Source organism: Photobacterium satsumensis (assembly GCF_050336935.1).
Taxonomy (GTDB): domain Bacteria; phylum Pseudomonadota; class Gammaproteobacteria; order Enterobacterales; family Vibrionaceae; genus Photobacterium; species Photobacterium satsumensis.
Genome location: NZ_JAKJSK010000006.1, coordinates 457,064 through 480,619 on the forward strand (window position 1 = coordinate 457,064; position 23,556 = coordinate 480,619).

Genomic DNA, 23,556 nt, shown 5'->3' on the forward strand with positions numbered 1-23,556 from the left:
ATTTTCGGTTTACATGTCTAGATAACTGAAAACTAGATAACCCAAAATTTAAGGAAATGGATATGCCTGTCTATCAGAAAATTGCCAAGGAATTGGAAGATGACTTACGTCATAAATATCAGGCAGGCGACTATTTACCGTCCGAATCACAATTGGCTCAGTACTTTCAAGTAAATCGCCATACGGTGAGAAGAGCGATTGATGAGTTGGTAACAGCCGGGTTGATTTTACGCCATCAAGGAAAAGGCAACATGGTGTTAAGTCAGCCGGCAGATTACTACCTTCATGCAGGTGCCCATTTTACAGGAAACCTTCTTGAACAGGGCTCTCTGCCTCGGTGTGAAGTTCTGCAGTCACGCACTATAGTCGCCAGTGAACGGTTGGCTGAGAGACTAGATTGTGAGCCGGAAAGTAAAATTATCCATTTACGAACTTACCGGAAGTTGGATGGTGTTCCACGTACCGTGATTGATCATTATTTGCCTGACTGTAGCTGGTGGCCAGTGATTAAACACTTTAAATCTGGCTCTCTGCATAATTTTATTAACAAAGAATTGGGTGTCGAATTAGAGCGTAAAAGCACTCGGCTTCGCGCCCAAATACCTAACACGGAATATTGTCGGCTATTGCAAATAAATAGCAGCATCCCGTTATTAAAAATACGTACCACTAATGTCATCAAAGGCACGGAAATTGTAGCTGAATATTCGAGTTCAAATACCCGTTCCGATGTCATTGAATTAGTCATGGAGCACTAAATGGACACCACGGAAAACAGAAAATATTGGATGTCTGTACTGGCCCAGGCCAGTTTTGAAAAACTCTCAGCCCTTTGGCAGCAAAGCCAAACTCAATATGGTCTAGCACCGGATTATCAGATTATCCGTCCGGCAGAAATTGGCCTTGCCCAAGTGCGAGCCAGAATGGGGAGCACCGGTCGTCAATTCAATATTGGTGATGTCACCATTACCCGTGCAGCGGTCCAACTTGCTAGCGGTGAAATGGGGCACAGCTACCTTCAGGGGCGAAACAAACAGCATGCTGAGTTAGCGGCAGTCTTGGATGGATTGCTCCAGACAGACTATTACCACGAGGCTATTTTCACACACATTATCTCCCCTTTAGCGGCTGATAAAGATGCGGAAAGAGAGGCGCGCCAGCAACAGGTTGCCAGCAGCAAAGTGGACTTTTTCACCATGGTTCGTGGTGAAGATTAAGCCAAGGTCATTGATAAAGGAGAAATACGATGAGCCATATTACCTCGGCTTTTACTGATGCAGTACACGACAGTCAGTTTTGTTTCAGACGCCTACTTAAAGCCATGTCTGAACCGGGCACCCTGGTAGAACTTGACCGTTGTAATGGTTTTGGGTCAATGATGCCGGCAACTAGCCAAGTGTTGTTGGCATTAGCGGATAACAGTACATCGCTGTGGATGTCGCAGGCGTTTTCACAAGATAGTGCTGCCACTCAAAACATCCACTTTCATACTGGTGCATCCATCAATGCAGCACCTGAAAAAGCGTCTTTTGCAGCGATTGCCAAGTCCGACTTGCCAGCGCTTAACGTCGAAGACCTTGTATTCAATGCCGGTAATGAAGAATACCCGGATCGCAGCACGACGGTGGTGATCGAAACAGATAGCTTATCTTCAGGCCAACGTTTCAAGCTGAGTGGCCCGGGTATTCAAGGTGAGCAGCATATTCGACTCGGTAACCTACCCGCAGTGCTGAAAAATAAGCTATTGGCGCAGGGTGAAATATTCCCGTTGGGTTTGGATTATATCTTTGTTTCAGGTGAGCAGGTGGTGGCAGTTCCACGCTCAACGTCAGTGGAGGCGATGTAATGTACGTTGCAGTTAAAGGCGGCGAAAAAGCCATAAACGCCGCACACCAGCTTCAGGCACAAAAGCGTCGCGGTAATACAGATTTTCCTGAACTAGAGGTTGCACAAATCAGTGAACAGCTTGCGGGCTCTGTAGACCGTGTGATGACCGAGGGCGGGATTTACGATAAGGAACTCGCCGCACTAGCGATTAAACAAGCGAGTGGCGACTTGGTCGAAGCGATCTTTTTATTACGTGCATACCGTACAACCTTGCCACGCTTGGCAGTACTGGAGCCAGTGAATACTTCGGATATGCGCATTGAACGCCGTATTTCCGCGACCTACAAAGATTTACCAGGTGGTCAGTTACTAGGACCCACTTACGACTATACGCATCGTTTACTGGATTTTAGCCTTTTGGCTGAAGGTGAGGCTCCTGAGAGCCAGTCACAGGAGGGTACTGCACATACCGCGAATACGACTGCCAATGAAACGTGTCCACAGGTGCTTGGGATTCTTGAAAAATTAGATTTGATGGTGCCCGAGGAAGATAAGGGGGAACAACCCGACGATGTCACCATGGAGCCCGTTAATTTCCCTTGCGATCGCTCCGCGCGTCTTCAGCAACTTGCGCGTGGGGATGAGGGTTTCTTGTTGGCACTTGGTTACTCGACCCAACGTGGCTATGGCCGTAACCACCCATTTGCTGGTGAAATCCGCTCAGGAAGGGTGACCCTGTCACTTAACGTGGAGGAGTTGTCTACAGGAGCCGACAGTTTTGATATCGATATTGGTGAGCTGGAGCTAACCGAATGCCAGATGATTAATGGCTTTATTGGCAATAAACAGCAAAAACCGAAACTGACTCGTGGCTACGGACTAACGTTTGGTTTTACCGAGCGTAAAGCGATGTCGATGGCGTTAGTTGACCGTGCGCTTCAAGGTGCGAAATACGGCGAACCCGTCGATGGTCCGGCGCAGGATGAAGAGTTCGTCTTGGCCCATGCAGATAACGTTGAGGCTGCTGGATTTGTCTCTCATCTTAAACTTCCGCACTACGTTGATTTCCAATCCGAATTAGAGCTTCTGCGCAAGATGCACCATGAACACGATGAAATGATGGCAACACAGTACGTAGACGGTGAGGGCAAGTAAATGTCACAAGCAATCAATAATCATGAAAGCGCTAACCTTGATAGCCTAAACCTTGAAAGCCAAACCCTTGAAGATCATAACCACGGTTATAACTATGGTTATCTAGACGAGCAGACAAAACGCATGATCCGCCGTGCGCTGTTGAAAGCCGTTGCTATCCCGGGTTATCAGGTACCATTCGGTGGCCGTGAGATGCCAATGCCCTACGGCTGGGGAACCGGTGGTGTGCAGTTGACCGCGACAATCATTGGTCAGGACGACACCCTTAAAGTGATTGACCAGGGGGCTGACGATACCACCAATGCTGTGTCTATTCGCGAGTTCTTCAAGACTGTCGCGCAGGCGAATACCACGGAGGCAACAACGGAAGCGTCTATTATCCAAACACGCCACCGTATTCCTGAAGTGGCTTTGAAAAATGATCAGATTTTGATTTATCAGGTGCCGATTCCGGAGCCATTACGATTTATCGAACCGCGAGAAACAGAAACGCGCAAAATGCATGCATTGCAAGAGTACGGCATCATGCATGTCAAATTGTACGAAGATATTGCGCGCTTTGGTCACATCGCTACCGCCTACGCGTACCCAGTACGGGTTAATGACCGTTACATCATGGATCCCTCACCAATCCCTAAGTTTGATAACCCGAAAATGGACAATATGGCCGCGTTGCAGCTATTTGGTGCCGGTCGTGAAAAGCGTATCTATGCCATTCCACCGTATACCAAAGTCCATAGCCTGGATTTCGATGACCATCCATTTGAAGTACAGAAATGGGATGAGCCATGCAGCATTTGTGGTTCAACCGATACCTTCTTGGATGAAGTCGTTATTGATGACGAGGGCAGTCGTATCTTTGTCTGCTCAGACACCGATTACTGTCGTCAGCAGGTTGAAAAAAGCCCTGTTTTAACGAATAGCGTTCAATCAATCGGAACGACCCCTGAACAATCACCAGCCGCAGATGTAATGGATGCGCAATAGGCAGTGCGATGAATATGATGATAGATATGACAAACCTTAAAGAACAACCGCTACTGTCGGTACAGAACCTGACCAAGCTCTATGCGCCGGGCAAAGGGTTTACGGATGTATCGTTTGAGCTTTTCCCCGGTGAAGTGTTAGGTATTGTTGGCGAGTCAGGATCAGGCAAAAGCACCCTGCTAAAAGCAATTTCAGGACGTTTGCAGCCGGATAACGGTGAGGTGCTGTATTTACGAGGTAAAGCTGACCAGCAGCTCGCTCAGATTGAAGATCTTTATGCGATGGCAGAAAGCCAGCGCCGTCATTTACTGCGTACTGAATGGGGTGTGGTACACCAGCACCCTATGGATGGCCTACGCGGACGCGTGTCGGCTGGCGGTAATATCGGTGAGCGGTTGATGGCTGTAGGCAACAGTCACTATGGTGAAATCCGTGAACAAGCGGATAAGTGGCTAGGAGATGTAGAAATCCCGTCTGAGCGTATTGATGATATGCCAACAACATTTTCCGGCGGTATGCAGCAGCGCTTGCAGATCGCCCGTAACTTGGTCACTCACCCTAAGTTGATCTTTATGGACGAGCCAACCGGTGGCTTGGATGTTTCGGTGCAGGCGAAGCTGCTTGATCTTCTGCGCCGTTTGGTAACAGAACTGGAACTGGCTGTGGTTATTGTGACTCATGATTTGGCCGTTGCTCGTTTGCTGGCTCATCGTTTGATGGTGATGAAACAGAGCCATGTGGTTGAAACAGGCTTGACCGATCAGGTGCTGGACGACCCTCAGCATCCATATACCCAGCTATTGGTCTCATCGGTATTGCAAAACTAAGGAAAGAACATGAACAAGCCAATGTTGAAAGTCTGTAATGTTAGCAAAACCTTCGTTTTGCATAATCAAAATGGTATTGAGCTGCCAGTGTTGCAAAGTGCTTCAATGAGTGTTGAACAGGGAGAATGTGTGGTGCTGCACGGTCACTCTGGATCGGGAAAGTCAACTTTACTTCGTGCTTTGTATGCTAACTACCTGGTTGATTCTGGCTCCATCGAAGTCTGTCACCGTGATCAGTGGATTGACCTTGTTAGTGCATCACCGCGTGAGATTTTGAATGTACGCCGCGATACCGTGGGATGGGTAAGTCAGTTCCTGCGTGTTATTCCAAGAATTAGCGCACTCGAAGTGGTAATGCAGCCAATGCTGGAGACTGGCGGCTGCCGCGAAGAAGCGGAACGTAAAGCCAGTGAGTTGCTCCGTCGCTTGAATGTGCCAGCGCACTTATGGCACCTGGCACCGGCGACGTTCTCCGGCGGTGAACAGCAGCGGGTCAATATTGCCAGAGGTTTTATCGTTGACTATCCGGTGTTGCTGCTCGATGAGCCAACGGCGTCGCTAGATGCCACCAATAGTGCGGTTGTCGTGAGCCTGATTGAAGAAGCCAAGTCCCGCGGGGCTGCTGTCGTTGGTATTTTCCATGATGAAGAGGTGAGGGCACAAGTCGCCGATCGCCTATATGAAATGAAACCGACAGAGAGTGCTGGGCAAGAGCCTGATCAGATTGTTGGTATAAACCAAACAGCTGGCATTCATACAGTAGCAGAACAAGTTGCCTAGTTCAGGGATGAGGAAAAAAAATGTGATTATTACCAACGTACATATGGTCCTTGAAGACGAAATCGTAAAAGGGTCGGTCGAACTGGAAAAGGGTGTTATCAAGTCGATGTCAGACACGCTTAGCCAGCTGCCTCAGGCGTATGATGGCGAAAATGGTTGGTTGATGCCGGGTTTGATTGAGCTTCATACCGATAACTTGGAAAAGTATTTCACCCCGCGCCCGAAAGTCGATTGGCCACCATTTTCTGCAATGAGTGCCCATGATGCCCAATTAATAGGCTCAGGAATTACCACAGTGCTCGATGCTGTTGCCCTTGGTGATTACCGTGAAGGGGGGCGTCGTCAGGAAAACTTGGATCACTTAATTGATACTGTCGTTGAAAGCCAGAAGCGCGGTGTTAACCGTGCCGAGCATTTCCTGCACTTGCGCTGCGAGGTGCCGCATGAAACAACCGTTGGCATGTTTGAGCGCTATGCCAATCTGCCTGAGGTACATTTGGTTTCTTTGATGGATCACGCACCGGGCCAGCGTCAATTTGTGAATGTACAAAAGTATCGTGAGTATTATCAGGGTAAATATAAGTTCAGTGACGAGCAGATGTTCGCCTTTGAGAAAGAGCAGGTAGCCCGTTCTCAGCAGTGGTCTACGCCTAATCGTGCTGAAATCACCCGTCAATGCCGTGAGCGAAATATTCCGATGGCAAGCCATGATGATGCCACGCTTGTGCATGTTCAGGAATCAAAAGACTTGGGCATGGTGATTGCAGAGTTCCCAACCACAGTTGAAGCCGCCAAGGCTTCTCATGACCTGAGTTTGAAGGTCATGATGGGCGCGCCGAATGTTGTCCGTGGCGGATCGCACTCAGGTAACGTGGCTGCCCATGAATTGGCAAGTCTGGGCGTGCTGGATATTCTGTCATCAGACTACTACCCGGGAAGCCTGTTGGATGCACTTTTCCAACTGGCAGATGACGAGCGCAATGACTTGGATTTGCCACAGGCGACCAAGCTAGCAACGATTCATCCTGCAGAGGCGCTCCAGCTTGATGACCGAGGCGCTATTGCTGAAGGTAAACGCGCTGATTTACTCCTTGCACACCATTTGCATGATCACACTTATGTCACTCGAGTTTGGCGTCAGGGTAAGCAGGTATTTTAATTAATACAGTGAACCCAAGCTAAAGAAAAACGCAAGGAGAACTGCGTTGAGCAAACAAGGCACCTTATTTTATGTAATGGGCGCGTCCGGAGCAGGCAAAGATAGCCTGCTTCAGGCGATACGTACACTTTATCCGACACAGCTTTTGGTCGCACATCGTTATATCACCCGCTCTGCACAAGCGGGTGGTGAGAATCATGTCGAACTATCAATGGAAGAGTTTACCCAGCGTAAGGAGCAAGGTTTGTTTGCTATGAGCTGGCAGGCAAACGGCTTTTACTATGCCTTGGGTAAAGAAATTGAGCTTTGGCTGTCTCAGGGATTAAATGTGGTGGTCAATGGTTCCCGTGCCTATCTTGAGCAAGCTATGATGGATTTTGGCTATCGAGTCGTTCCTATCATTGTCGATGTCAGTGCTGAGGTGCTAGAGGCACGGCTTTATGCGCGAGGGCGAGAGACAGTAGATCAAATTGTCGATCGGCTTGCGAGAGCTGAGTATTACCGTGGACAGTGTCCGGACAGCGGCTTTGTCTTAGATAATAGCGGTTCATTGCAGCAAACCATCGAGCAATTTATTGAAGAGTACAGTCAATATCAGAGCTCTCAACCTAAGCTCGAACACTATACAACACAATCTGGTGAGGGGATATTGCAATGAAGCTAACGGTACTAGGGACGGGTAATGCTCGGTTATTACCTGTGTACGGTTGCAATTGTATTGCTTGCGAACGTGCGAAGGAGAACCCAGCGTACCGGCGAGGTAAAACGTCGGCATTTATTAGCTATCAAGGCAGAAAATTGCTGTTGGATGCCAATGCTGAAGATTTATTATCTCGTTTTCCTGCCGGTAGTATCGACAGTATTGTACTGACTCATTACCACATGGATCATGTTCAGTCCCTGTTTGATCTTCGTTGGGGGCTGAATATGTCTATTCCGGTGTTTGGCCCTGATGATCCTAAGGGTTGCGATGATCTTTTTAAACATCCCGGCATCTTAGATTTTAAGCGACCTAGACAAGCGTTCGAGCATTTCTATTGGCGGGACATCCGCATTACCCCTGTGCCATTGATTCACTCCAAGCCTTGCTTTGGTTATGTGTTTGAGTGTCAGGGTAAACGTATCGCATACCTGACTGATACTGTCGATTTGCCAGTAGAGGTTAAGCAGTGGTTTGCTGATAACCCTGTTGAACTGATGCTGATTGATTGCAGTTTTCCACCCGTTGATCGAACTGCAGGGGAGCAGCCAATCAACCACAACGATGTGGTGCTCGCCAAGTCACTCAAAGAGAAGTGCCGGCCGAAACAAATGGGCTTGATTCATATTGGACACACGTTTGAAAGCTGGGCGATGGCGAATCCACAAGCCTTTGATGACGATTTCTTCCTCGTGTCCGATGGACAGGAATTTAACTTTTGAGTCATGAATTATGAGTCATAATATGAGCCAAGAACATGATCGGAAAGCGATGAACCAACCACTTTCTCCAACCCTCAGCTCGAAGCCAAGTATTGCTGACACCAGTAAACTGCATAATGTTGAACTTGGTCGTTGGGTAGAAATCGCTGACCGATGTATTTTGAACAATGTGTCAGTCGGGGATTATTACTATACCCAAGCTACTTCAAGATGCAGGTTCAGCGAGAATTAATAAGCTTTTAGACAAGGCTTTGTTTTGAAGATCTAGTGGCTCTAAATTGAAAAACAATAACGTAGTATAAAAGCTTAGAAAACTCGCCCTTCGGGAGGGTGTCAGCCCATCCACTCCTTCGTTGAAGCTTTTTAAAAGGAAATGCCATTTCTGCAAATCTTCGCCTTGCATTGAATGAGCTGACAACCCTCTGAATCCTGCATCTTGAGGTAACTTGGGTATATTTTCAAAACGACAGTAATTTGATGTTTACCGAAGTTGGGAAGTTTACCTCTATCGCAGCAAGTGTCAGGGTTAATCCGAGTAACCACCCTTGGTGGCGACCAACGTTGCATCACTTTACTTATCGTCCAGGCAAGTACCAACTAGGAGATGATCCGGCAACGCTAGATGATGAAGTGTTTGCTTGGCGGGAAGAAGACAAGGTCGTTATTGGCCACGATGTCTGGATTGGCCACGGCGTCATTATTCTGCCAGGAATTACTATTGGCAACGGCTCTATTGTCGGGGCGGGTAGTGTGGTGACTAAAGACGTACCACCTTGGTCGATTGTCGTCGGTAACCCAGCCCGTGTGCTTAGGTCTCGTTTTGAGGATCCCCACATGGGGTCAAAACTTGAAGCATTAGCATGGTGGGACTGGGAGGATGACAAGATCCGCAGCAATCTTCACTTATTTCAGCAAGGCGCCGAAGCCTTTCTTGATGGCTTGGAGCAGTTCGGTTAGTCGCGTGTTTTTGATATGAAGAACCGTGCCTTGGCACGGTTTTTTTAGCAGTCTTCTAGTTCTACTTGTACATCATAGATTTTAGGGCCACTTGTTCTTTTTGCGTCCCTATAGCTGACATAGCACTTTGGAGAGACTGAAACCACCTTTGTTTCTTCATCGGTAAGGTAGGTTACTTCTTTAAAAGAAACATATGCTATTCGACCTCCACCTTGCATTCGGTTATTTACCTCAAGGTCTTTGCTTATATTGAAGGCTTTCTTCACGTTATCAATATGTGCAGTTGGGTACCCGTTACAGATGTAAATACCTTCAATGAAAGCACGTAATGTTGTTTCGTCTTGATAGACATAGCAAGCAGAGGTTAGGCCATTCACGATAGCCTTTGTATGAACAATCTCCGATGTAGTATGCATCGTTGACCCAATAGAGTTAAGTGTCGATTTTCGTGCATCGGACTGGATGTCTAACATTTTCACTGCTGCAGTAATGGCTAAAAAAGCAACTAAAACAATGACGGTAACAAGTCTAATCATAATGGAAGGCTGAGCTTAATTGATAGTATGGTTAATTATTTTGAATAATGTTTTTTAATTTGGTGCGATTGTATGAGTAAAATAATGCTTATGCAAGCAAGGTATGGTTGAGTGTCGAGATATCACGCAGTTTTATCGATGGGGGAGGTTTGGTGGGTAGAAACAAAAATGCCAAAAGCTGAGAGCTTTTGGCATGTGATACTTGTTGGCTTGCTACTTCTTGAGTTAGAAGTGAAGCTGGATAACCGATTCTGCGACACAGCCAGGGCGACGAACACCTTCAATCTGTACCGTTAGCTCTTGAACTATCTCTAGTCCACGCTTAACTGGCTTAACAGACTGAATTTTTGTCGTAGCACGAATACGGTTTTCAGACTTAACCGGATACGGGAATCGGATCTGGTTGAAACCCAAGTTAACGGTCATTTTAGCCGTAGGGAACTTCTGATTCTCAGGATCAACGCTGTCGGTCAGAACCGATAGCAGTGACAGGGTCAGAAAGCCGTGAGCAATCGTAGTCTTGAAAGGAGACTCTTCTGCTGCACGCTCTGGGTTAGTGTGGATCCACTGATGATCTTCGGTAACATCAGCAAATTGGTTAATGCGGCCCTGATCGACGGTCATCCACTCACCAGTATGGATAACTTCACCAAGGGTAGCCGTCAGTTCTTTGTATAGAGCTTCCGCTTCAGGCTTCATTTCAATAGGAGCCGGAGTTTGTACAGCAGCTTCAGAGGCGATATTTTCCACAACAGTTTTTTCTATCTTTGTTTTGCTAGGCTGTTCGACAACATCATCGTTAGATGCAGACTGCTTGTTCATAACAAGAGAACCTAACTGAGTTTTGTTTGCTCGGTTAACGAAATCAAGCCAGTGCTCGCGCAATGACGGAGAGAGTAAGTCTTTTAGTTCAAATGCATGCAGTGATAGGTCACCACGTTTTTGCTTAAAATAATCGACAACTTTCATGACTTGATACCTTATTATTAAAAAACTGCCTGAAGCCGAATCAAGGCGATGTATTGTAATAGGAATTCAAAATATTAAAAGAAAAAATGTGTTCTAGATCTCGGTTTTCTTGATGCTCTTCTTTTAACTTGTTGTTTTTTAACGCCTAGGGTTTTTATTAGGTTTAGTGTAAAAATACTAGCCAAGCTTACTCTTGATATTCAATTGCTAATAAAATAACCGTTTCACTACAGTTTAAGCTTACACATGTAAGTTATTTCGGCGTACACGTGTACTATATTTCAGCGTACACTTGTATAATTATCTTCTTGGTAAAAGCATAAAAATACACTGTATAAAACCAATAGATAGCAAGTTCATATTAGAGTAAATTAATTCAGATTGCTCTAAAAAATAGCAATATTTTATTCTTTTCGAAAAAACGTCATGTATTGAAATTGCTAACTTGTCAATAATGTCACCAAGTTGACATTCATTCTCAATTGAGAGAAAAAAGCCCCTTCCTTGATACGTCTACGCTTATAGCCATGCTGTTTGAAATGAATAAGCTGTTTGAATTAATAGTAACCAAACACGTTGGCGTGTTTTGGTAAATATAATTTTGGCTAGGTAGTAAAATTGATGAAAAGTTATCGGACACTGGGGCTAGCCGTGTGGTTGCTAGTTTCAGTCCCTGTCGTTGGCGCGGAACATGACGATATGGCAGTTGAACTTGATCAATATGTCAAAAAAGCGGTTAAGAAGGGAATACCAGGTGCTTCATTAGCCGTTGTTATTAATGGTGATATCAGACTGTTACGCGGATACGGTGTAACGAAAAAAGGTAGTAAAGAGAAGATTGATTCGGCGACTGTATTTCCACTGGCCTCAATATCTAAGACGTTTGCTTCAGCTGCTGTATCGATCCTTGTTGATCAGGGCGTTATAGAATGGGATACCCATGTCGTTCCTTATTTGGACAACATAGAGTTCAGTGATCCACAGCTTGGTAAAGACGTGACATTGCGGCATTTGTTATCTCATACCACAGGCTTGGTGCCACAAGCCTATTCGGATTTGATAGAAGATAATGTTAAGTACACGCGCATTCTTCAGATGCTTGATAGAGTCAAGTTTGTCTGTGATCCGGGCAAGTGTTACGGCTACCAAAATGTGGTCTACAACCTTTCGGCTGACATGCTGAAACTGGCCGTCGGAATGGATTACTCGAGCTTTGTGCAAGAGAACATTTTCCTACCGCTTGAAATGGATCATGCATCCTATGGTATGGAGGGGTTTAAGCAGTCAGGTAACCGTGTTACCCCACATGTCAAAGTGAAAGCGGGTTTTGCGCCAGTTAAGCCTGCGCCATATTACTACCGGGTACCGGCTGCCGCTGGTGTCAATGCGAGTGCACAAGACTTAGCGAAATGGATGTTAGCGCAATTTGGTCATAATCCGTCTGTATTGCAGCCGCCATTGTTGGAAATAATGCACAAGCCGCACATTCGTGCGAATCAGTATCGTTATCGGGCGAAACTCAGCAACGTCTACTACGGCTTAGGATGGCGGACTTTTGACTATAAGGGGATTTCTGGGTTTGTTCATCATGGGGGCTGGGTGAAAGGGATCCGAACTGAAATGCTGTTTAACCGTCATACACAAACTGGGATGGTTTTTTTGACCAACTGCGAGACAGATGTTGCAAGGGAGATTGTACTTCACTTCCTTAAGCTGTATCGTCAGCGGTTCAAGCAGCAAGAGAGTAAAACCTAGAACTTTCAAAGAGGATTTTATGGCGAAGAAGAGAAAGTCGTCATTCGCAAAAGTGGATGTCATCGATATAAATGAAGCGAATTCTGTGGATACAGATTTCGGTAGGGGCACAATCAAAGACAACGCGCTAAAAGCGGTTGTTACCAGCCAGTTATTTAAAACTCGCGTAGTAAAAGCGAAAAAAGGAAAGGGGAGTTTTCAACGTAAGGATAAACATTCAGGACGAGAGTCCTATTCAATGGCTGCGTAATTGCCGTTTTATTGAATAGGACTTTCTTTCTAATTTAGTGCAGTTGGAATTTAACAATCAATTCGCATTCATTGTGAGAATGTAATCGTTCGACATGCTTAGCTATAATCGGATTCGGGTGGCGTTTTAAATACTCGATCAAGGCTGATTTGCAGCAGCCAAGCGAAGAGATGAAACTCTTACAGCTGGTATTTGGGCATTGTGGCAGTAGGGCCATCACTTCTTCAGTAGCGAGCTGTAAGTATTTCAGCTCATATTCACTATCACCATGCATCCGCCAGAAGTTTGCAAGGTTGTGGCAAGACATCACTTTAATCGTTAGTAATTCATCAAGCTCTTCTAGGCTCCCTGTTACAGGAGAGAGTTGCTGAGATTCAGCTAGGGCAAGATGATAATGCAGTACGGCCATCATTGGCTTCGCATCTCGATCTGCATCATCTGCTAATAACGTGTGCTTTTCCCAGCGGTCAGCGTCCATAACCCCTCCTATCGTCTGTCTAATTAGTAAATGAATACTTACCCTTCTCGCTAATGATAATTATTATCAATAATGGCGGCAACATCATTTTATTCATTTTCTGTAGATATTGTGATTTTCAGGCTCTCCCAGTCAAAAGTGAGGCATAGGTCACATCATGTATAACTAGTCGTCAATAATGTCATGCTTTGCTTTTTTCTATTCACACATTGATACCCATTTTCTTAAAAATGACCAAAATCAGGGTTGTTTATTTTCTGTTCAGGCTGCATCATGATTCACCCTGTAACGGGAGTGTGTAGCCTGTGAAGTCCTTTGTTTTTAATGGCTTAGGTGTGGCTATGTTAAAAAAGTGACAGTTTGATGCTGGCTAGGTCATTGAGTTATCAGCTGTTTGAATGCAAACACACTATTGGGTTGGTACTTTTTTGTCACGGACCGAATAGTCTTGAATCAAGAAAACAGAATAGATAGATGAAAAAGCAAATTTCAATCAAGGCACGTAACACGCGCCGAACAAAAAAAATCCTCGGTGTGGGGTGTGGAGCGGTAGTAACCGGGTTTCTTTTCGCGGGAAGCGTTCAATCTGCGGGGAAGTGGGAAGAAGTCGAAAATGTTCACAATGGACGGGCACCGTTGTGCCATCACATTGAAAGTGGTGAGCTGAAGTTCTGCTCTGACATTCAGCAAGAGCAAGAAGAGCCATAATTTTTCAAAAAGGGAGCACGATTGAGTGCTCCCTTTTTGCATTTAATAGTACCAAGGTTTTGTTTTTAAGGTGCTTGTATCTAAGTAGTTTACATCTGCTTGGCGATATCTAAATCTCAAGATTTTGCTGCATCGTAACGAAGCTAAACTCTACAGAGGAGAATAATGCTTTGTTGATGCTATGAAAAAACTGATATTAGGCGTATTTGGGCTCTTTGTATTATTTATCATAATCTTACAGTTTGATAACCAAGACGGTATTGTTGCTCGGCAAGTCAAGGCACTTGCACCGATTGAGCAAAATTACTTGCTGGAGATCGATGGGCATATCAGTCAAAGCCCTCGACCTGAAGAAACCTTTTCTTTTCCGATTAAAGTGGGCGAAATCGGCCCTGTTAACTCACTCTATTCCGGCCCGAACCAACACCCTTTTTTCTGTATGACCGTCGACTCTGGCTTAGGTCAACCCGTCGTTGATAATCAAGAGGGGTATGGAGTACCTATTTATGATCCATTCAATGGCACTAAGCGTATAGGCTATTCTAAAGATTGTGCGCTCAGGACACAGTTGTCATACGTTGTCGTAGATGAAAATAATGTCATTTCCAATCGCACCGAGTTGGAGCTTAAAAATAATCCACCAAGTGATAATGAAATACTGATCCGAGTCGAAAAAGGGACGATCAACCGCTACATCTATTCGATCGCTATGCCGATAGAGATCGGTGAGGTCGGTTCTCAAGAAAGCTCCAAGGTGTGGAATCAACGCTTAATTTATCGCTTTGAAGGTGGTTCAGGCTTAGGTTTCCGGCAGGGCAAGATGAAGCTTCATCGATTGATCAAAAAAGAGCTGGCGCAAATCAGGAAGGGGTATGCTGTGGTTGCCTCTAGTGGTAACAAAACCAGCTACGGCTACAATATGTTACTGGCTGAGGATACGGCAAGAAGGGTGAAAGCACAGTTTGTTAGCTTGTTCGGTGAGCCCCTATATACCGTTGGAATTGGTGGATCAGGGGGAGGGCTAGCCCAGTATCTTATTGCCCAAAACAGCGAAGGGATACTCGATGGTCTGTTGCCCTTGTACTCATATCCAGACATGGTTAGTGTGTCGATATATGCCTTAGATTGCGATTTACTTAATACCTATTTCAGCTTTAGAGCAAGTGATCGTGATAAATGGCAAGATTGGCAGTCTCGTCAGCATATTGAAGGACTGAGAGCCATTAATAAAGCTGAGCAACGATTTGGTTGGTTGCAACCATTAAATCAATTAGTTCGTTTTAAGCTACCGGAATTTCCGCAGGGAAATAGTGAATGTATCAACGGTTTCTTTGGCTTAAGTAGCTATCTTAATAACCCGCGCCAGGGTTTTTTGAAGCCGTATTATCATGAATCGGTTGTCGAAAAGGTTAATTGGAATTATTGGCAGGATCTTGTCCATATCTATGGTCAGGACGAGCAAGGCTTTGCTCAATCGACCTGGGACAATGTTGGTGTCCAATACGGCTTACAGGCACTGCGTGACAAGGTAATCACCATAGATGAATTTATTGAAATAAATCAGAAAATTGGTGCATGGAAGCCATTTGATGCAATGGAGTCGGAGAAAAAATTAAGCCTCAGTGCAAGTATTCCACCGTTATGGTTATCACTATGGGGGGAGCATAACGTTACTGAAGACAAAACTATTCCGGCAAAACGGCGTTCTGCACCAATTTCGACCATTAAGCGTGCTTATCAATATGGCCAAGTGTTTATTGGTCGAGTCAGTTTACCCATTATCGATATTCGCCATCACTTGGAAGATGATTTGAATATGCACCATACATCTGCTTCATTTGCTACTCGGCTGAGGATATTAGATGAAATGCAACAGGCTGATAATCATGTAATTTGGATTTCAGATAAGCAGTTTAATCCGGTTGAGCAAGCCTATGAGCTTATGGATGAATGGTTGATGGCGATGAAGGATCAACCTGAAGCGATGAGTTATCAGCAGAAGGTGAAGACAACTAAACCGCAGTTAGCAACAGATACCTGTTTTGATGCTGATGGCAATATACATGCTGCTGGGAAAGGGGTATTTGATGGGCTGTGGAATGGCCAAGAAAATGGTCCATGTGCTGATGCATTTCCTATTTACAGTAATAGCCGTATTCAAGCGGGTGCTCCATGGCAAGGAAGCATATTTAAGTGCCACACAATCCCTGTTGCGGCAGCGATAGAGAAGGGAATATATGGTGAGGTTAACGTTACGGCTCGGTTAGCTGCATTAGAACAAACTTTTCCTGAGGGTGTGTGTGATTACACATTAGGAGATAGGGGGAGACCAAGCTCAATAAATAACGTCATTTATCACTAGCGTTTGATTGATTTAATGGTAATGAAATACCCACCTTAAATAGGTGGGTTGTTTATATTATATTGGCGGAATTATATTTAACAGTAATATTGCTGTGGTTATTAATTCTTACCTGGTGAATGAATACCAACAAAGTTATTGTGGTATTTAATTGACTCGCTAGTAAAACTTTCCAAAAACACAAATTTTAAATATTTATTTCCGAATAAAGATCCGGTTTTTAAAACAAAGACGTTTTTCATGCACATTTTTTTCCTTTGCCTGCTAATTATTTGATTAGCGGTAGAGTCACGTTGTAGGAGTAGTGGCCAATGAAGGCTTTCTTGGAAGTGCATTTAAGGTTAGTTATCACTGTTTGGGTGATTTTACTCTCAGTGCTTGGCCTATTGTATCTGATGAATTATATGAAGTTTGATAACCTGATGTCTCAGGTTGTTTCGTCCAAGCTTCAGGTTATTTCATCTTCTCTAGAGTCTTCGATAAAGCGTGTCGAGCGGCTTGGGATCCCGCTTCACTCGGCCACTAACCTGAAAGCAAACTTTGAGAATGCACGTCTCAGGGAAGAAAATGTTAATGCGGTTAGTTTCATTGACGTTAAAGGAAGTACTGCCATACAAACGCAGACTACCAAGGGAACGACTATCCCAGATGATGTCGTTCGACGAGCATTGAATTCAAGCGAGCCCTATTGGTTGTTAAGTGTTGATGATGTCCTTTATAGCGGGTTACAGGTAAAAGATAGCTTTGGACAGTTAATGGGTAGCATTGTTATTGAGTACGATAAAACGGCAATGTTTGGGGTTTACACGGCAGTGCAGTTACACCTATTGGAAGTGACGGTGGTACTCTTTCTACTATCTGCTTTTCTTGTGTTACTCGCCGTACGATTTGGGCTTAGTGACGTAACCAATGTGATTAAGTTGATCCATGGTTACTCGACACACGGCTCACAGCACATTAAAAAACTGCCGTCAGGGAAAATGACGAAGACATTTGCAAATAAGATCATACAAAGCGAGAAAATGAAGACTCATGTCTCTGAGGAAATTGAAAAAATTCAAGATTCGTCGCATAAAAACCTTAACCGGAAAGATTGCGAAAAAAATAACAATACCTTTGAGGTGAGCCAATGAGCCAAGTAAAAAGCTTGGCGAGTTTTATCAACCGTCGCCTAATTTTAATAACAGTTCTTAGTGCACTATTTGCGTCGATTTTAAGCGCGTTATACACCTTGGCTGAGTTTAATTTTTCAATTAAACCTGAGCTTTTGAAAAAAGCTAATCTTGTTGCACAACTCGTCCATGATGATGTTGAATTAGCGATTAGTGCGGGTGTGCCTTTAGAGCAAATCAAAGGGATGGATAGTTATCTAGATGAGGCGATATCTAACTATCCCGAGCTAAATTTTATTGCCGTTCGTCAAACCGTTAAAGGGGTACTAGGCGTCGAACATCACCGTATCTTATATAAGGGTGGGACACTAACGAGCGGTGATGCACAAAATACACAGCAGTTCGCAGTGACATCTACCGAGTACCTCAACGCTTCTTTTGCTGAGCGTATGTCTATTGCCATCAAAGCTCTCCCTTCAGTCCTTTCAATACCGTTTTCTGGTGCTGCACCGAAAAGTGATGTGTTTCATCTTGAGCTTGCTCGTACGAATGAGCTCAACGCAATTGTCCTCGTGGGATTGAACGCGACTTACATTCAATCCCAATTACTCGATATCTTTTTTGATATTGCCATTGTGTTGATCGCCGTACTGCTTGTTTGCTTTGAAGTGGTGATGGTGGTGGTTATGGTGTACATCTCGGGCCCACTAGAAGAGTCTGAAACAATTTTGAAGCGCCAGATCAACGGGGATTTTTCTGTCAATGAACAGACTTCAAAGCGTGGCACGATAGGGACTTTCTCAAACAAATTAAATCGAGATTCAAAACAGCTGCAAATTAAATTCACTACGCTGTTCAACTATCTCTCGAGCCATAAGCCAAGCACGGATAGCAAACAGGAATCAGCCAGCCTTAGGAAAAACCTGAAAAGTATTGCAGAGAGATTCAACTTACAACAGAAACTACAAGTGAGAAAAGGGGATATTGTTGATGCCCGCATTCCATTGTTCGTTTTCTCTTTTGGTGAAGAGCTGCAAAAGTCATTTATGCCTTTGTATGTGGCAGAGTTTTACGAACCGAATTCATGGATCAGCCAGGGGATGATGCTTGGATTGCCAATATCTATTTTTATGTTCGTGATTGCAGCCTTCACCCCGTTTGCCGCCAAATTGGTTGATCGTTTTGGTCAGAAGAGGTTGTTTTTACTGGGGCTAATTCCCGCTATCGCAGGCTATCTAGGCTGTGCTTATGCTACAAACAGCATGGATATTGTTGTTTCCCGAGGCGTAACGGCACTTGGTTATGCGGTGATCACTATTAGCTGCCAGAGCTATATTGCCGCTGTTGTGACGTCGGAAAACCGCGCAAAGGGTATGGCGATTTTTGTTGGGGTGCTGATGACGGCCACCATGTGCGGTACCGCGTTGGGAGGGATCATCGCAGACCGTATCGGTTATCAACCGGTGTTCTTGATTTCAGCTATCTTGGCGGCATTTGCTGGCGTATTGGCTTGGCGGATGTTTTCAGCAGAAATTGAAACGGCTAATGGAAACGTTACCCAGAAAAAAGGCGGTTTGTTCCTGCTGGCCAAGAATATTCGCTTTGTCGCCGTCGTTGTTTGCTGTGCGATTCCTGCCAAAATTGTTCTGACTGGCTTTCTGTACTTCTTGGTTCCTCTGTATTTGGTTTCACTGGATGCCTCTCAATCAGAAATAGGCCGGATCATGATGATCTACTCTCTGGTCATTATCCCACTAAGCCCTATCGCATCAGGGATTGCGGATAAAACGCAGAAAACACGTGAGCTTATTGTTTTAGGAACAGTGTTGTCAGGTGTGATTTTACTGTCGCTCTACGGTGAAGCTTCACTGTTTAAGATCCTACTGGCTGTCACCTTGATGGGAGTTGCCCACTCAATCCTCAAAGCACCACTCATTGCTTGTGCTCTTGAAGCATCTGAAGCCACACCAGAAGTTGGTCGAACGGAAGTACTGGGTATTCTTCGTACCGCAGAGCGCATCGGCAGTGTCTTGGGTCCAATCATAGTTGCATCTCTATTGGCCTTTGGTAACTACGGCTTTGCGATGGCCGTTGTTGGGGCGGGTATAGTGGTTAGTGGGCTTCTGATGCTGTTCTTTTTAAAGGCACCTTCTTCACAAACGCCTTCTTCGCAAGTCAGTCAGGAGGCACAAGTATGAAGTTACCTTTGTTAGCGTTATCTGTGTCACTCAGTTTACTTTCTAGTGGCATCTTTGCTGAGCAACATCAACCACAGCGCAAAGGAGCCTATAAAGCGAATGAGGCTCAACATACAAAAACGGTTTATATGGCGGTATGGCGCGGTTGTGAAGAAGCCTGCCAAGGGTTTAAGGATTACCTATCTAATAATGAATACCCGGTTGAAGTCGTTGTAAGCAATGCGAATCGCGACCGGTCGCAGTTGGGTAGCATGCTTAAGGAAGCTAAAACACTCTCACCTGATTTGGTCGTGACTTGGGGGACCAGTGTCAGCAAGGCGATGTTGGGCACGCGTGAAGAATATGGTGAATCAACCAAGCTTGGCGATATTCCAGCCTTATTCATGATTGTGGCAGATCCCGTAGGTGCCGACATTGCTAAACAGCATGATACAACCGGTCGGCCAATGGTGGCAGGTATTCGAAACCGCATCAGCGAAGATGTTCAGATACGTGCAATGCGCGAGTACTTTCCCGTCGACAAAGTGGGGGTGATTTACTCTGACGCCGAGCTGAATTCGACCCTTAATACCCAGAAGCTTAAAGCCCTTGCAGCGGAAATGAATTTTGAGGTGGTGGAGTCTCTTTATCAACTTGATGCTCAGGATAAGCCCCTGCCTGATCAGTTTGATGCCAGAATGGCGCAGCTCGCCGCAGAAGGTGTTGATGTGGTTTATGTTGGTTCAAGTTCTTATAACTTGGCGAATGCTGATGAGTTTACCCAATCGGCTATCAAGCACAGCTTGCCCGTTGCCAGTGCCTATGACTCCATGGTGACTAAATCATCTGCACTTATTTCAGTGTCGAATAAATACTACCGTGTCGGTCAGCTTGCCGCCAATCAGGCAGTGAAAATCTTGTTTGAAAAGGCAGTGCCGGGTGAATTACCGATCGCAGAGCTGCGGCATTTTTCTATGTCCATCAACATGGCCGTTGCCAGAGAAATGGCGTTATTTCCACCCATTCAACTGATCCGGTTTGCCAATTTAGTGAATGCCACGCCTGTCGTCGCCGCAAACAAGGAAGGGGAGGACAAGCAATGAATGAGCTCCTAGATACCCAAGGCAGTTACCTGGTGGTTCAAAATGCCAGTAATAAAGAATTTGTTGCTTCTAGCTTATTGGTTGAGGAAGCCTTGAGCGGGGACTATCAGTTGACCGTTGATGTTTTGGTCTCCTCATCCGAGCCCGCGTCATGGATTGGGGAGCAGCTAACATGCAATGTTTTTAACGTGCTGGGGGATAGCCGCAGTGCCACTCGTGAATTCCAAGGGGTTGTTGTTAAAGCTCAAGCACAGTCTCAGCGTATTGATTCAACCTACTTCAGCATCAAGCTTACCGTTCAACCTTGGTTGTTTTTATTAAAATATTCTCGAAATTGCCGTGTATTCCAAGATGCAACTACACAGACCATTATCACATCCATTTTCGATGAGTTAGGGTTCAAAGGTTGTTATAGCGTCAAAAGCATGCCATCGACCAAACGAGAATATTGTGTCCAGTTCAACGAATCTGACTTTCAATTTGTTACCCGTTTGCTGGCAGAGGAAGGTGTTCATTTTTACTTTGGTAAAGACAGCAACGCAGGAACGCTTTATTTACAGCAGGCGGATAAAACCTTCTCAAAAGAGGGAGCCGTTAAGCTTGATTACGCAGCGGTACCTTCAGGCGTTAACGATATACTTGATACATGGCAACGCGAACATGCATTTTTGAGTGCATCGTTGGAAATTGCAGGCTATGACTATAACCAATCGAAACTGGTCTCCAGTAAAGCCAAAAAAAGTAAATACACAGTATCTGGCAATACCAAGCTCACTGACTACCGTTACCCTTCAGCCAGTTCGACCGGCACCTACAGTGATTTAGCCTCATCCATCGGCGACATTCAGCGAGGACAGCAGGACTCCGGTTACCATTGCGTTTATGCCTCTTCATCGTCAGTGGATCTTTGTGTAGGTCATTACATGACATTGGCTTCTCACTCCCAAAGCAGTGAGGAAGGTAATTACCTTGTTTCCGAGCTTCACTATGAATTTGGTGAGGATGGTTCAACTCGTTCTTCGTGTAAAGCGAATTTCACCTGTATTCCAGAAGACCAATCTTATTACCCGCCTAAAAAAGAAAAGCCGACACTCTTTGGCCTGCAGTCCGCTGTTGTTGCTGGAAGTAAGGACGGTGAGCCTGCCAATGATGCGTTGGGAAGAGTGAGGATTAAGTTTCACTGGGACCCAGAAACTGGCGATAAAACCAGTTGCTGGGTTCGAGTTGCTCAAGGAATGGCGGGCGGAAGCTACGGTATGCAGTTTCTGCCAAGGGCCGGACAAGAGGTATTAGTCAGCTTTATTAATGGTGACCCTGATCAGCCCGTTGTCGTTTCGAGCGTTTACAACAGTAGCAATAAACCCCCATACCCGACGGCGAATACTACCCAAAGTGGCCTAAAGACAAAGCTGGCGGGTGAATCGAATGAGCTGAGATTCGACGATAAGAAAGACAGTGAGGCATTTTACCTTCATGCCGCCAAAGATTTTACCAGTGAAGTGGTTAATGACCATCAAGAGACCATTGGTGGAGAGATGACGCTGTCGGTCACCAAGAACATTACGCAAAGCGTTGAGCAAGGTTACTCGCTAACAGCCAAAGAAGACATAACCGTCACCACCAATGCGTCGCATAGCCTAAAAGCTGATGAATCGATTTCTGCGCAGGCCAAGTCAATTACGATCACCGGTTCGGACACCCTGACTCTAAAAGTTGGCGACAGCAAAATCGTCATGAGCAGCAGCAAAATAGAGCTTTCCAGCAGCCAGATTGCAATTGCTGGTGATTCAAAGGTCTCGATTGATGGCGGAAGCCTAAGCCAATCAGGTACTTCAGTCAGTATCTCATCCGATGGCTCGTTCAGTGGAAAAGCGGGGAGCTCCATGTCATTGCAGGCCAACAGTAGCTTCACGGCCAAGGGCACCAGCGGTGCTACCGTTCAAGGGTTGAATGCGACCTTACAGGGCGATGTCGGCGCGACGGTGAAAGGCAATGCAACGGCTGAGGTCAGCTCCAGTGGTCAGACTGCCGTTAAGGGCGGAATAGTGATGGTGAACTAGATGAAGAAAATACCCTATATCAGTTCAGGTCCCATTTTAGCGGGTATCGAGTTGTCAGAAGATGCCGAAGGCGCCGTGCAGCGAGAAGGCTCACCAACAGAGGTAATAGAACAGCTTACAAAAGCTGGGTGTTATATCGACTTGGCTCATTTTTTCGCTCATGCGTTACCAATGAGAGAGGCAATTTGGTGGTGCGTGCAGTCAATCCGGTTACGACAAACGGAGTGGAATGCGGCAGAGGCAATGCTTGTTGATGATTGTGAGCGCTGGGTCAGAGAGCCTAACGAGGCGATACGGCGAAACATCGAGAAGCAAATTGTGACATTGAAAAATGACAGAGCCCCTAAGTGGTTGGGACAAGCTGTGTTCTGGAGTGGTACCGGCAGTATTGCACCGGTAGATAACCCGATTGTGATGCCAGTGGACTACCTCTACGCAAAAGCGGTAGCAGGTGCAGTCAATACCGCAGCCGTTATTCCCGAATGGAAATCTGGCAATAAAACAGTGAGGAATGGGCACCAAAAATATTATCAACGCGCTTTCGAGATAGCACTTGATATTGCCAACGGTGGCTCAGGGAAAACCGCACAAGGAATAGATGCAACACAAGGAGGTGATCAATGCCATGCGCTGCTCGACTAACGGACATGCACACCTGTCCGATGCAAACACCGGGTACACCACCTATACCGCACGTTGGGGGGCCGGTTGTTGGTCCGGGTGCTGCGACGGTACTCATTTGCTTCATGCCCGCAGCCAAGATGGGTGACACATTAGTCTGTGTTGGCCCGCCAGATAGCATTGCAAAAGGGAGCGCAACAGTGCTTATCAATAGCACTCCCGCAGCAAGGATGGGAGATACCACAAGCCATGGGGGATCCATCGTCGTAGGTGCGCCAACGGTGCAGATTGGTGGTTAACGAGGAACGACA

The 23,556-nt window shown here is 45.6% G+C and carries 25 protein-coding genes; 22 read left to right on the forward strand and 3 right to left on the reverse strand.

All coding sequences use genetic code 11. The features are described from left to right. Positions 1–62 precede the first annotated feature (62 nt). The 12 genes from phnF to L4D79_RS02245 all read left to right on the forward strand — a co-directional run bounded on the left by phnF (position 63) and on the right by L4D79_RS02245 (position 9,114). Positions 63–758: a phosphonate metabolism transcriptional regulator PhnF gene (gene phnF, locus L4D79_RS02190; protein WP_428646755.1), complete on the forward strand. Its 696-nt coding sequence runs from the start codon at positions 63–65 to the stop codon at positions 756–758. Beyond that, the gene (gene phnG / locus L4D79_RS02195; protein ID WP_428646757.1) at positions 759–1,217 is read left to right on the forward strand and encodes a phosphonate C-P lyase system protein PhnG; all 459 of its coding nucleotides are present in this window, start codon (positions 759–761) and stop codon (positions 1,215–1,217) included. 29 nt (positions 1,218–1,246) lie between these two features. Continuing rightward, a complete protein-coding gene (gene phnH / locus L4D79_RS02200) occupies positions 1,247–1,846 on the forward strand; it encodes a phosphonate C-P lyase system protein PhnH (protein WP_428646760.1) in 600 nt (199 codons plus the stop codon). Then, positions 1,846–2,982 carry a carbon-phosphorus lyase complex subunit gene (locus tag L4D79_RS02205; RefSeq protein WP_428646763.1) on the forward strand — a complete coding sequence of 379 codons (1,137 nt, stop codon included), beginning with the start codon at positions 1,846–1,848 and terminating at the stop codon, positions 2,980–2,982. The genes phnH and L4D79_RS02205 overlap by 1 nt, the downstream gene beginning before the upstream one ends. Beyond that, positions 2,983–3,969 carry an alpha-D-ribose 1-methylphosphonate 5-phosphate C-P-lyase PhnJ gene (locus tag L4D79_RS02210; protein WP_428646765.1) on the forward strand — a complete coding sequence of 329 codons (987 nt, stop codon included), beginning with the start codon at positions 2,983–2,985 and terminating at the stop codon, positions 3,967–3,969. Between the two features lie 8 nt (positions 3,970–3,977). Then, positions 3,978–4,796 (forward strand): phosphonate C-P lyase system protein PhnK, encoded by an 819-nt coding sequence (phnK, locus tag L4D79_RS02215; RefSeq protein ID WP_428646768.1) that lies wholly within the window; start codon positions 3,978–3,980, stop codon positions 4,794–4,796. A 9-nt stretch (positions 4,797–4,805) separates the two neighbouring features. After that, positions 4,806–5,576 (forward strand): phosphonate C-P lyase system protein PhnL, encoded by a 771-nt coding sequence (gene phnL / locus L4D79_RS02220; protein WP_428646770.1) that lies wholly within the window; start codon positions 4,806–4,808, stop codon positions 5,574–5,576. A 22-nt stretch (positions 5,577–5,598) separates the two neighbouring features. Continuing rightward, entirely contained in the window at positions 5,599–6,735 is a 1,137-nt protein-coding gene (phnM, locus tag L4D79_RS02225) for an alpha-D-ribose 1-methylphosphonate 5-triphosphate diphosphatase (protein WP_428646773.1), read from the forward strand. Between the two features lie 46 nt (positions 6,736–6,781). Then, positions 6,782–7,393, forward strand: a complete 612-nt coding sequence (phnN, locus tag L4D79_RS02230; protein WP_428646776.1) for a ribose 1,5-bisphosphokinase — start codon at positions 6,782–6,784, stop codon at positions 7,391–7,393. After that, positions 7,390–8,157 (forward strand): phosphonate metabolism protein PhnP, encoded by a 768-nt coding sequence (gene phnP / locus L4D79_RS02235; protein ID WP_428646778.1) that lies wholly within the window; start codon positions 7,390–7,392, stop codon positions 8,155–8,157. The genes phnN and phnP overlap by 4 nt, the downstream gene beginning before the upstream one ends. A gap of 22 nt (positions 8,158–8,179) precedes the next feature. Continuing rightward, entirely contained in the window at positions 8,180–8,389 is a 210-nt protein-coding gene (locus L4D79_RS02240) for an LbetaH domain-containing protein (RefSeq protein ID WP_428646781.1), read from the forward strand. 197 nt (positions 8,390–8,586) lie between these two features. Further along, entirely contained in the window at positions 8,587–9,114 is a 528-nt protein-coding gene (locus L4D79_RS02245) for a DapH/DapD/GlmU-related protein (RefSeq protein ID WP_428651679.1), read from the forward strand. Between the two features lie 44 nt (positions 9,115–9,158). On the opposite strand, the gene L4D79_RS02250 is transcribed toward L4D79_RS02245, so the two are convergent. Continuing rightward, positions 9,159–9,650 carry a hypothetical protein gene (locus L4D79_RS02250; protein WP_428646783.1) on the reverse strand — a complete coding sequence of 164 codons (492 nt, stop codon included), beginning with the start codon at positions 9,648–9,650 and terminating at the stop codon, positions 9,159–9,161. A 225-nt stretch (positions 9,651–9,875) separates the two neighbouring features. After that, positions 9,876–10,619 carry a MaoC family dehydratase gene (locus tag L4D79_RS02255; protein ID WP_428646786.1) on the reverse strand — a complete coding sequence of 248 codons (744 nt, stop codon included), beginning with the start codon at positions 10,617–10,619 and terminating at the stop codon, positions 9,876–9,878. A gap of 621 nt (positions 10,620–11,240) precedes the next feature. On the opposite strand from L4D79_RS02255, the gene L4D79_RS02260 reads away from it, so the two are divergent. Both L4D79_RS02260 and L4D79_RS02265 read left to right on the forward strand, forming a co-directional pair. Next, a complete protein-coding gene (locus tag L4D79_RS02260; protein ID WP_428646788.1) occupies positions 11,241–12,374 on the forward strand; it encodes a serine hydrolase domain-containing protein in 1,134 nt (377 codons plus the stop codon). A 19-nt stretch (positions 12,375–12,393) separates the two neighbouring features. After that, the gene (locus L4D79_RS02265) at positions 12,394–12,624 is read left to right on the forward strand and encodes an alternative ribosome-rescue factor A (protein WP_428646791.1); all 231 of its coding nucleotides are present in this window, start codon (positions 12,394–12,396) and stop codon (positions 12,622–12,624) included. A 34-nt stretch (positions 12,625–12,658) separates the two neighbouring features. Here L4D79_RS02265 and L4D79_RS02270 read toward each other — a convergent pair whose 3' ends face one another. Beyond that, positions 12,659–13,102, reverse strand: a complete 444-nt coding sequence (locus L4D79_RS02270) for a DUF2753 family protein (protein WP_428646793.1) — start codon at positions 13,100–13,102, stop codon at positions 12,659–12,661. A 474-nt stretch (positions 13,103–13,576) separates the two neighbouring features. Between L4D79_RS02270 and L4D79_RS02275 the strand changes: the two genes are divergently transcribed. From L4D79_RS02275 to L4D79_RS02310, 8 genes are all read left to right on the forward strand, one after another. Next, positions 13,577–13,810, forward strand: a complete 234-nt coding sequence (locus tag L4D79_RS02275; RefSeq protein WP_428646796.1) for a hypothetical protein — start codon at positions 13,577–13,579, stop codon at positions 13,808–13,810. A gap of 181 nt (positions 13,811–13,991) precedes the next feature. Next, on the forward strand, positions 13,992–16,172 hold the full coding sequence (locus L4D79_RS02280; RefSeq protein ID WP_428646799.1) for a DUF6351 family protein: 2,181 nt from the start codon (positions 13,992–13,994) through the stop codon (positions 16,170–16,172). Between the two features lie 311 nt (positions 16,173–16,483). Further along, on the forward strand, positions 16,484–17,305 hold the full coding sequence (locus tag L4D79_RS02285) for a hypothetical protein (protein ID WP_428646802.1): 822 nt from the start codon (positions 16,484–16,486) through the stop codon (positions 17,303–17,305). Beyond that, the gene (locus L4D79_RS02290; RefSeq protein WP_428646805.1) at positions 17,302–19,482 is read left to right on the forward strand and encodes an MFS transporter; all 2,181 of its coding nucleotides are present in this window, start codon (positions 17,302–17,304) and stop codon (positions 19,480–19,482) included. Before L4D79_RS02285 ends, L4D79_RS02290 begins: the two co-directional genes overlap by 4 nt. Beyond that, positions 19,479–20,564, forward strand: coding sequence for an ABC transporter substrate-binding protein (locus L4D79_RS02295; RefSeq protein ID WP_428646808.1), 1,086 nt, complete (start codon positions 19,479–19,481; stop codon positions 20,562–20,564). The genes L4D79_RS02290 and L4D79_RS02295 overlap by 4 nt, the downstream gene beginning before the upstream one ends. Next, positions 20,561–22,624 carry a type VI secretion system Vgr family protein gene (locus L4D79_RS02300; RefSeq protein WP_428646811.1) on the forward strand — a complete coding sequence of 688 codons (2,064 nt, stop codon included), beginning with the start codon at positions 20,561–20,563 and terminating at the stop codon, positions 22,622–22,624. Before L4D79_RS02295 ends, L4D79_RS02300 begins: the two co-directional genes overlap by 4 nt. Continuing rightward, a complete protein-coding gene (locus tag L4D79_RS02305) occupies positions 22,625–23,266 on the forward strand; it encodes a DUF6931 family protein (protein ID WP_428646814.1) in 642 nt (213 codons plus the stop codon). Further along, a complete protein-coding gene (locus L4D79_RS02310; protein ID WP_428646817.1) occupies positions 23,245–23,544 on the forward strand; it encodes a PAAR domain-containing protein in 300 nt (99 codons plus the stop codon). The genes L4D79_RS02305 and L4D79_RS02310 overlap by 22 nt, the downstream gene beginning before the upstream one ends. Positions 23,545–23,556: the final 12 nt, after the last annotated feature.

Bases quoted from the DNA above. Each gene is read 5' to 3' on its own strand.
- L4D79_RS02255 (WP_428646786.1), bottom strand. From the start codon at position 10,619: ATGAAAGTTGTCGATTATTTTAAGCAAAAACGTGGTGACCTATCACTG.
- L4D79_RS02260 (WP_428646788.1), top strand. From the start codon at position 11,241: ATGAAAAGTTATCGGACACTGGGGCTAGCCGTGTGGTTGCTAGTTTCA.
- L4D79_RS02210 (WP_428646765.1), top strand. From the start codon at position 2,983: ATGTCACAAGCAATCAATAATCATGAAAGCGCTAACCTTGATAGCCTA.
- L4D79_RS02310 (WP_428646817.1), top strand. From the start codon at position 23,245: ATGCCATGCGCTGCTCGACTAACGGACATGCACACCTGTCCGATGCAA.
- phnF (WP_428646755.1), top strand. From the start codon at position 63: ATGCCTGTCTATCAGAAAATTGCCAAGGAATTGGAAGATGACTTACGT.
- L4D79_RS02305 (WP_428646814.1), top strand. From the start codon at position 22,625: ATGAAGAAAATACCCTATATCAGTTCAGGTCCCATTTTAGCGGGTATC.
- L4D79_RS02250 (WP_428646783.1), bottom strand. From the start codon at position 9,650: ATGATTAGACTTGTTACCGTCATTGTTTTAGTTGCTTTTTTAGCCATT.
- L4D79_RS02290 (WP_428646805.1), top strand. From the start codon at position 17,302: ATGAGCCAAGTAAAAAGCTTGGCGAGTTTTATCAACCGTCGCCTAATT.
- L4D79_RS02265 (WP_428646791.1), top strand. From the start codon at position 12,394: ATGGCGAAGAAGAGAAAGTCGTCATTCGCAAAAGTGGATGTCATCGAT.
- phnK (WP_428646768.1), top strand. From the start codon at position 3,978: ATGAATATGATGATAGATATGACAAACCTTAAAGAACAACCGCTACTG.
- phnL (WP_428646770.1), top strand. From the start codon at position 4,806: ATGAACAAGCCAATGTTGAAAGTCTGTAATGTTAGCAAAACCTTCGTT.
- L4D79_RS02240 (WP_428646781.1), top strand. From the start codon at position 8,180: ATGAGCCAAGAACATGATCGGAAAGCGATGAACCAACCACTTTCTCCA.
- L4D79_RS02205 (WP_428646763.1), top strand. From the start codon at position 1,846: ATGTACGTTGCAGTTAAAGGCGGCGAAAAAGCCATAAACGCCGCACAC.
- L4D79_RS02280 (WP_428646799.1), top strand. From the start codon at position 13,992: ATGAAAAAACTGATATTAGGCGTATTTGGGCTCTTTGTATTATTTATC.
- phnP (WP_428646778.1), top strand. From the start codon at position 7,390: ATGAAGCTAACGGTACTAGGGACGGGTAATGCTCGGTTATTACCTGTG.
- phnG (WP_428646757.1), top strand. From the start codon at position 759: ATGGACACCACGGAAAACAGAAAATATTGGATGTCTGTACTGGCCCAG.
- L4D79_RS02295 (WP_428646808.1), top strand. From the start codon at position 19,479: ATGAAGTTACCTTTGTTAGCGTTATCTGTGTCACTCAGTTTACTTTCT.
- phnH (WP_428646760.1), top strand. From the start codon at position 1,247: ATGAGCCATATTACCTCGGCTTTTACTGATGCAGTACACGACAGTCAG.
- L4D79_RS02285 (WP_428646802.1), top strand. From the start codon at position 16,484: ATGAAGGCTTTCTTGGAAGTGCATTTAAGGTTAGTTATCACTGTTTGG.
- L4D79_RS02300 (WP_428646811.1), top strand. From the start codon at position 20,561: ATGAATGAGCTCCTAGATACCCAAGGCAGTTACCTGGTGGTTCAAAAT.
- L4D79_RS02275 (WP_428646796.1), top strand. From the start codon at position 13,577: ATGAAAAAGCAAATTTCAATCAAGGCACGTAACACGCGCCGAACAAAA.
- L4D79_RS02270 (WP_428646793.1), bottom strand. From the start codon at position 13,102: ATGGACGCTGACCGCTGGGAAAAGCACACGTTATTAGCAGATGATGCA.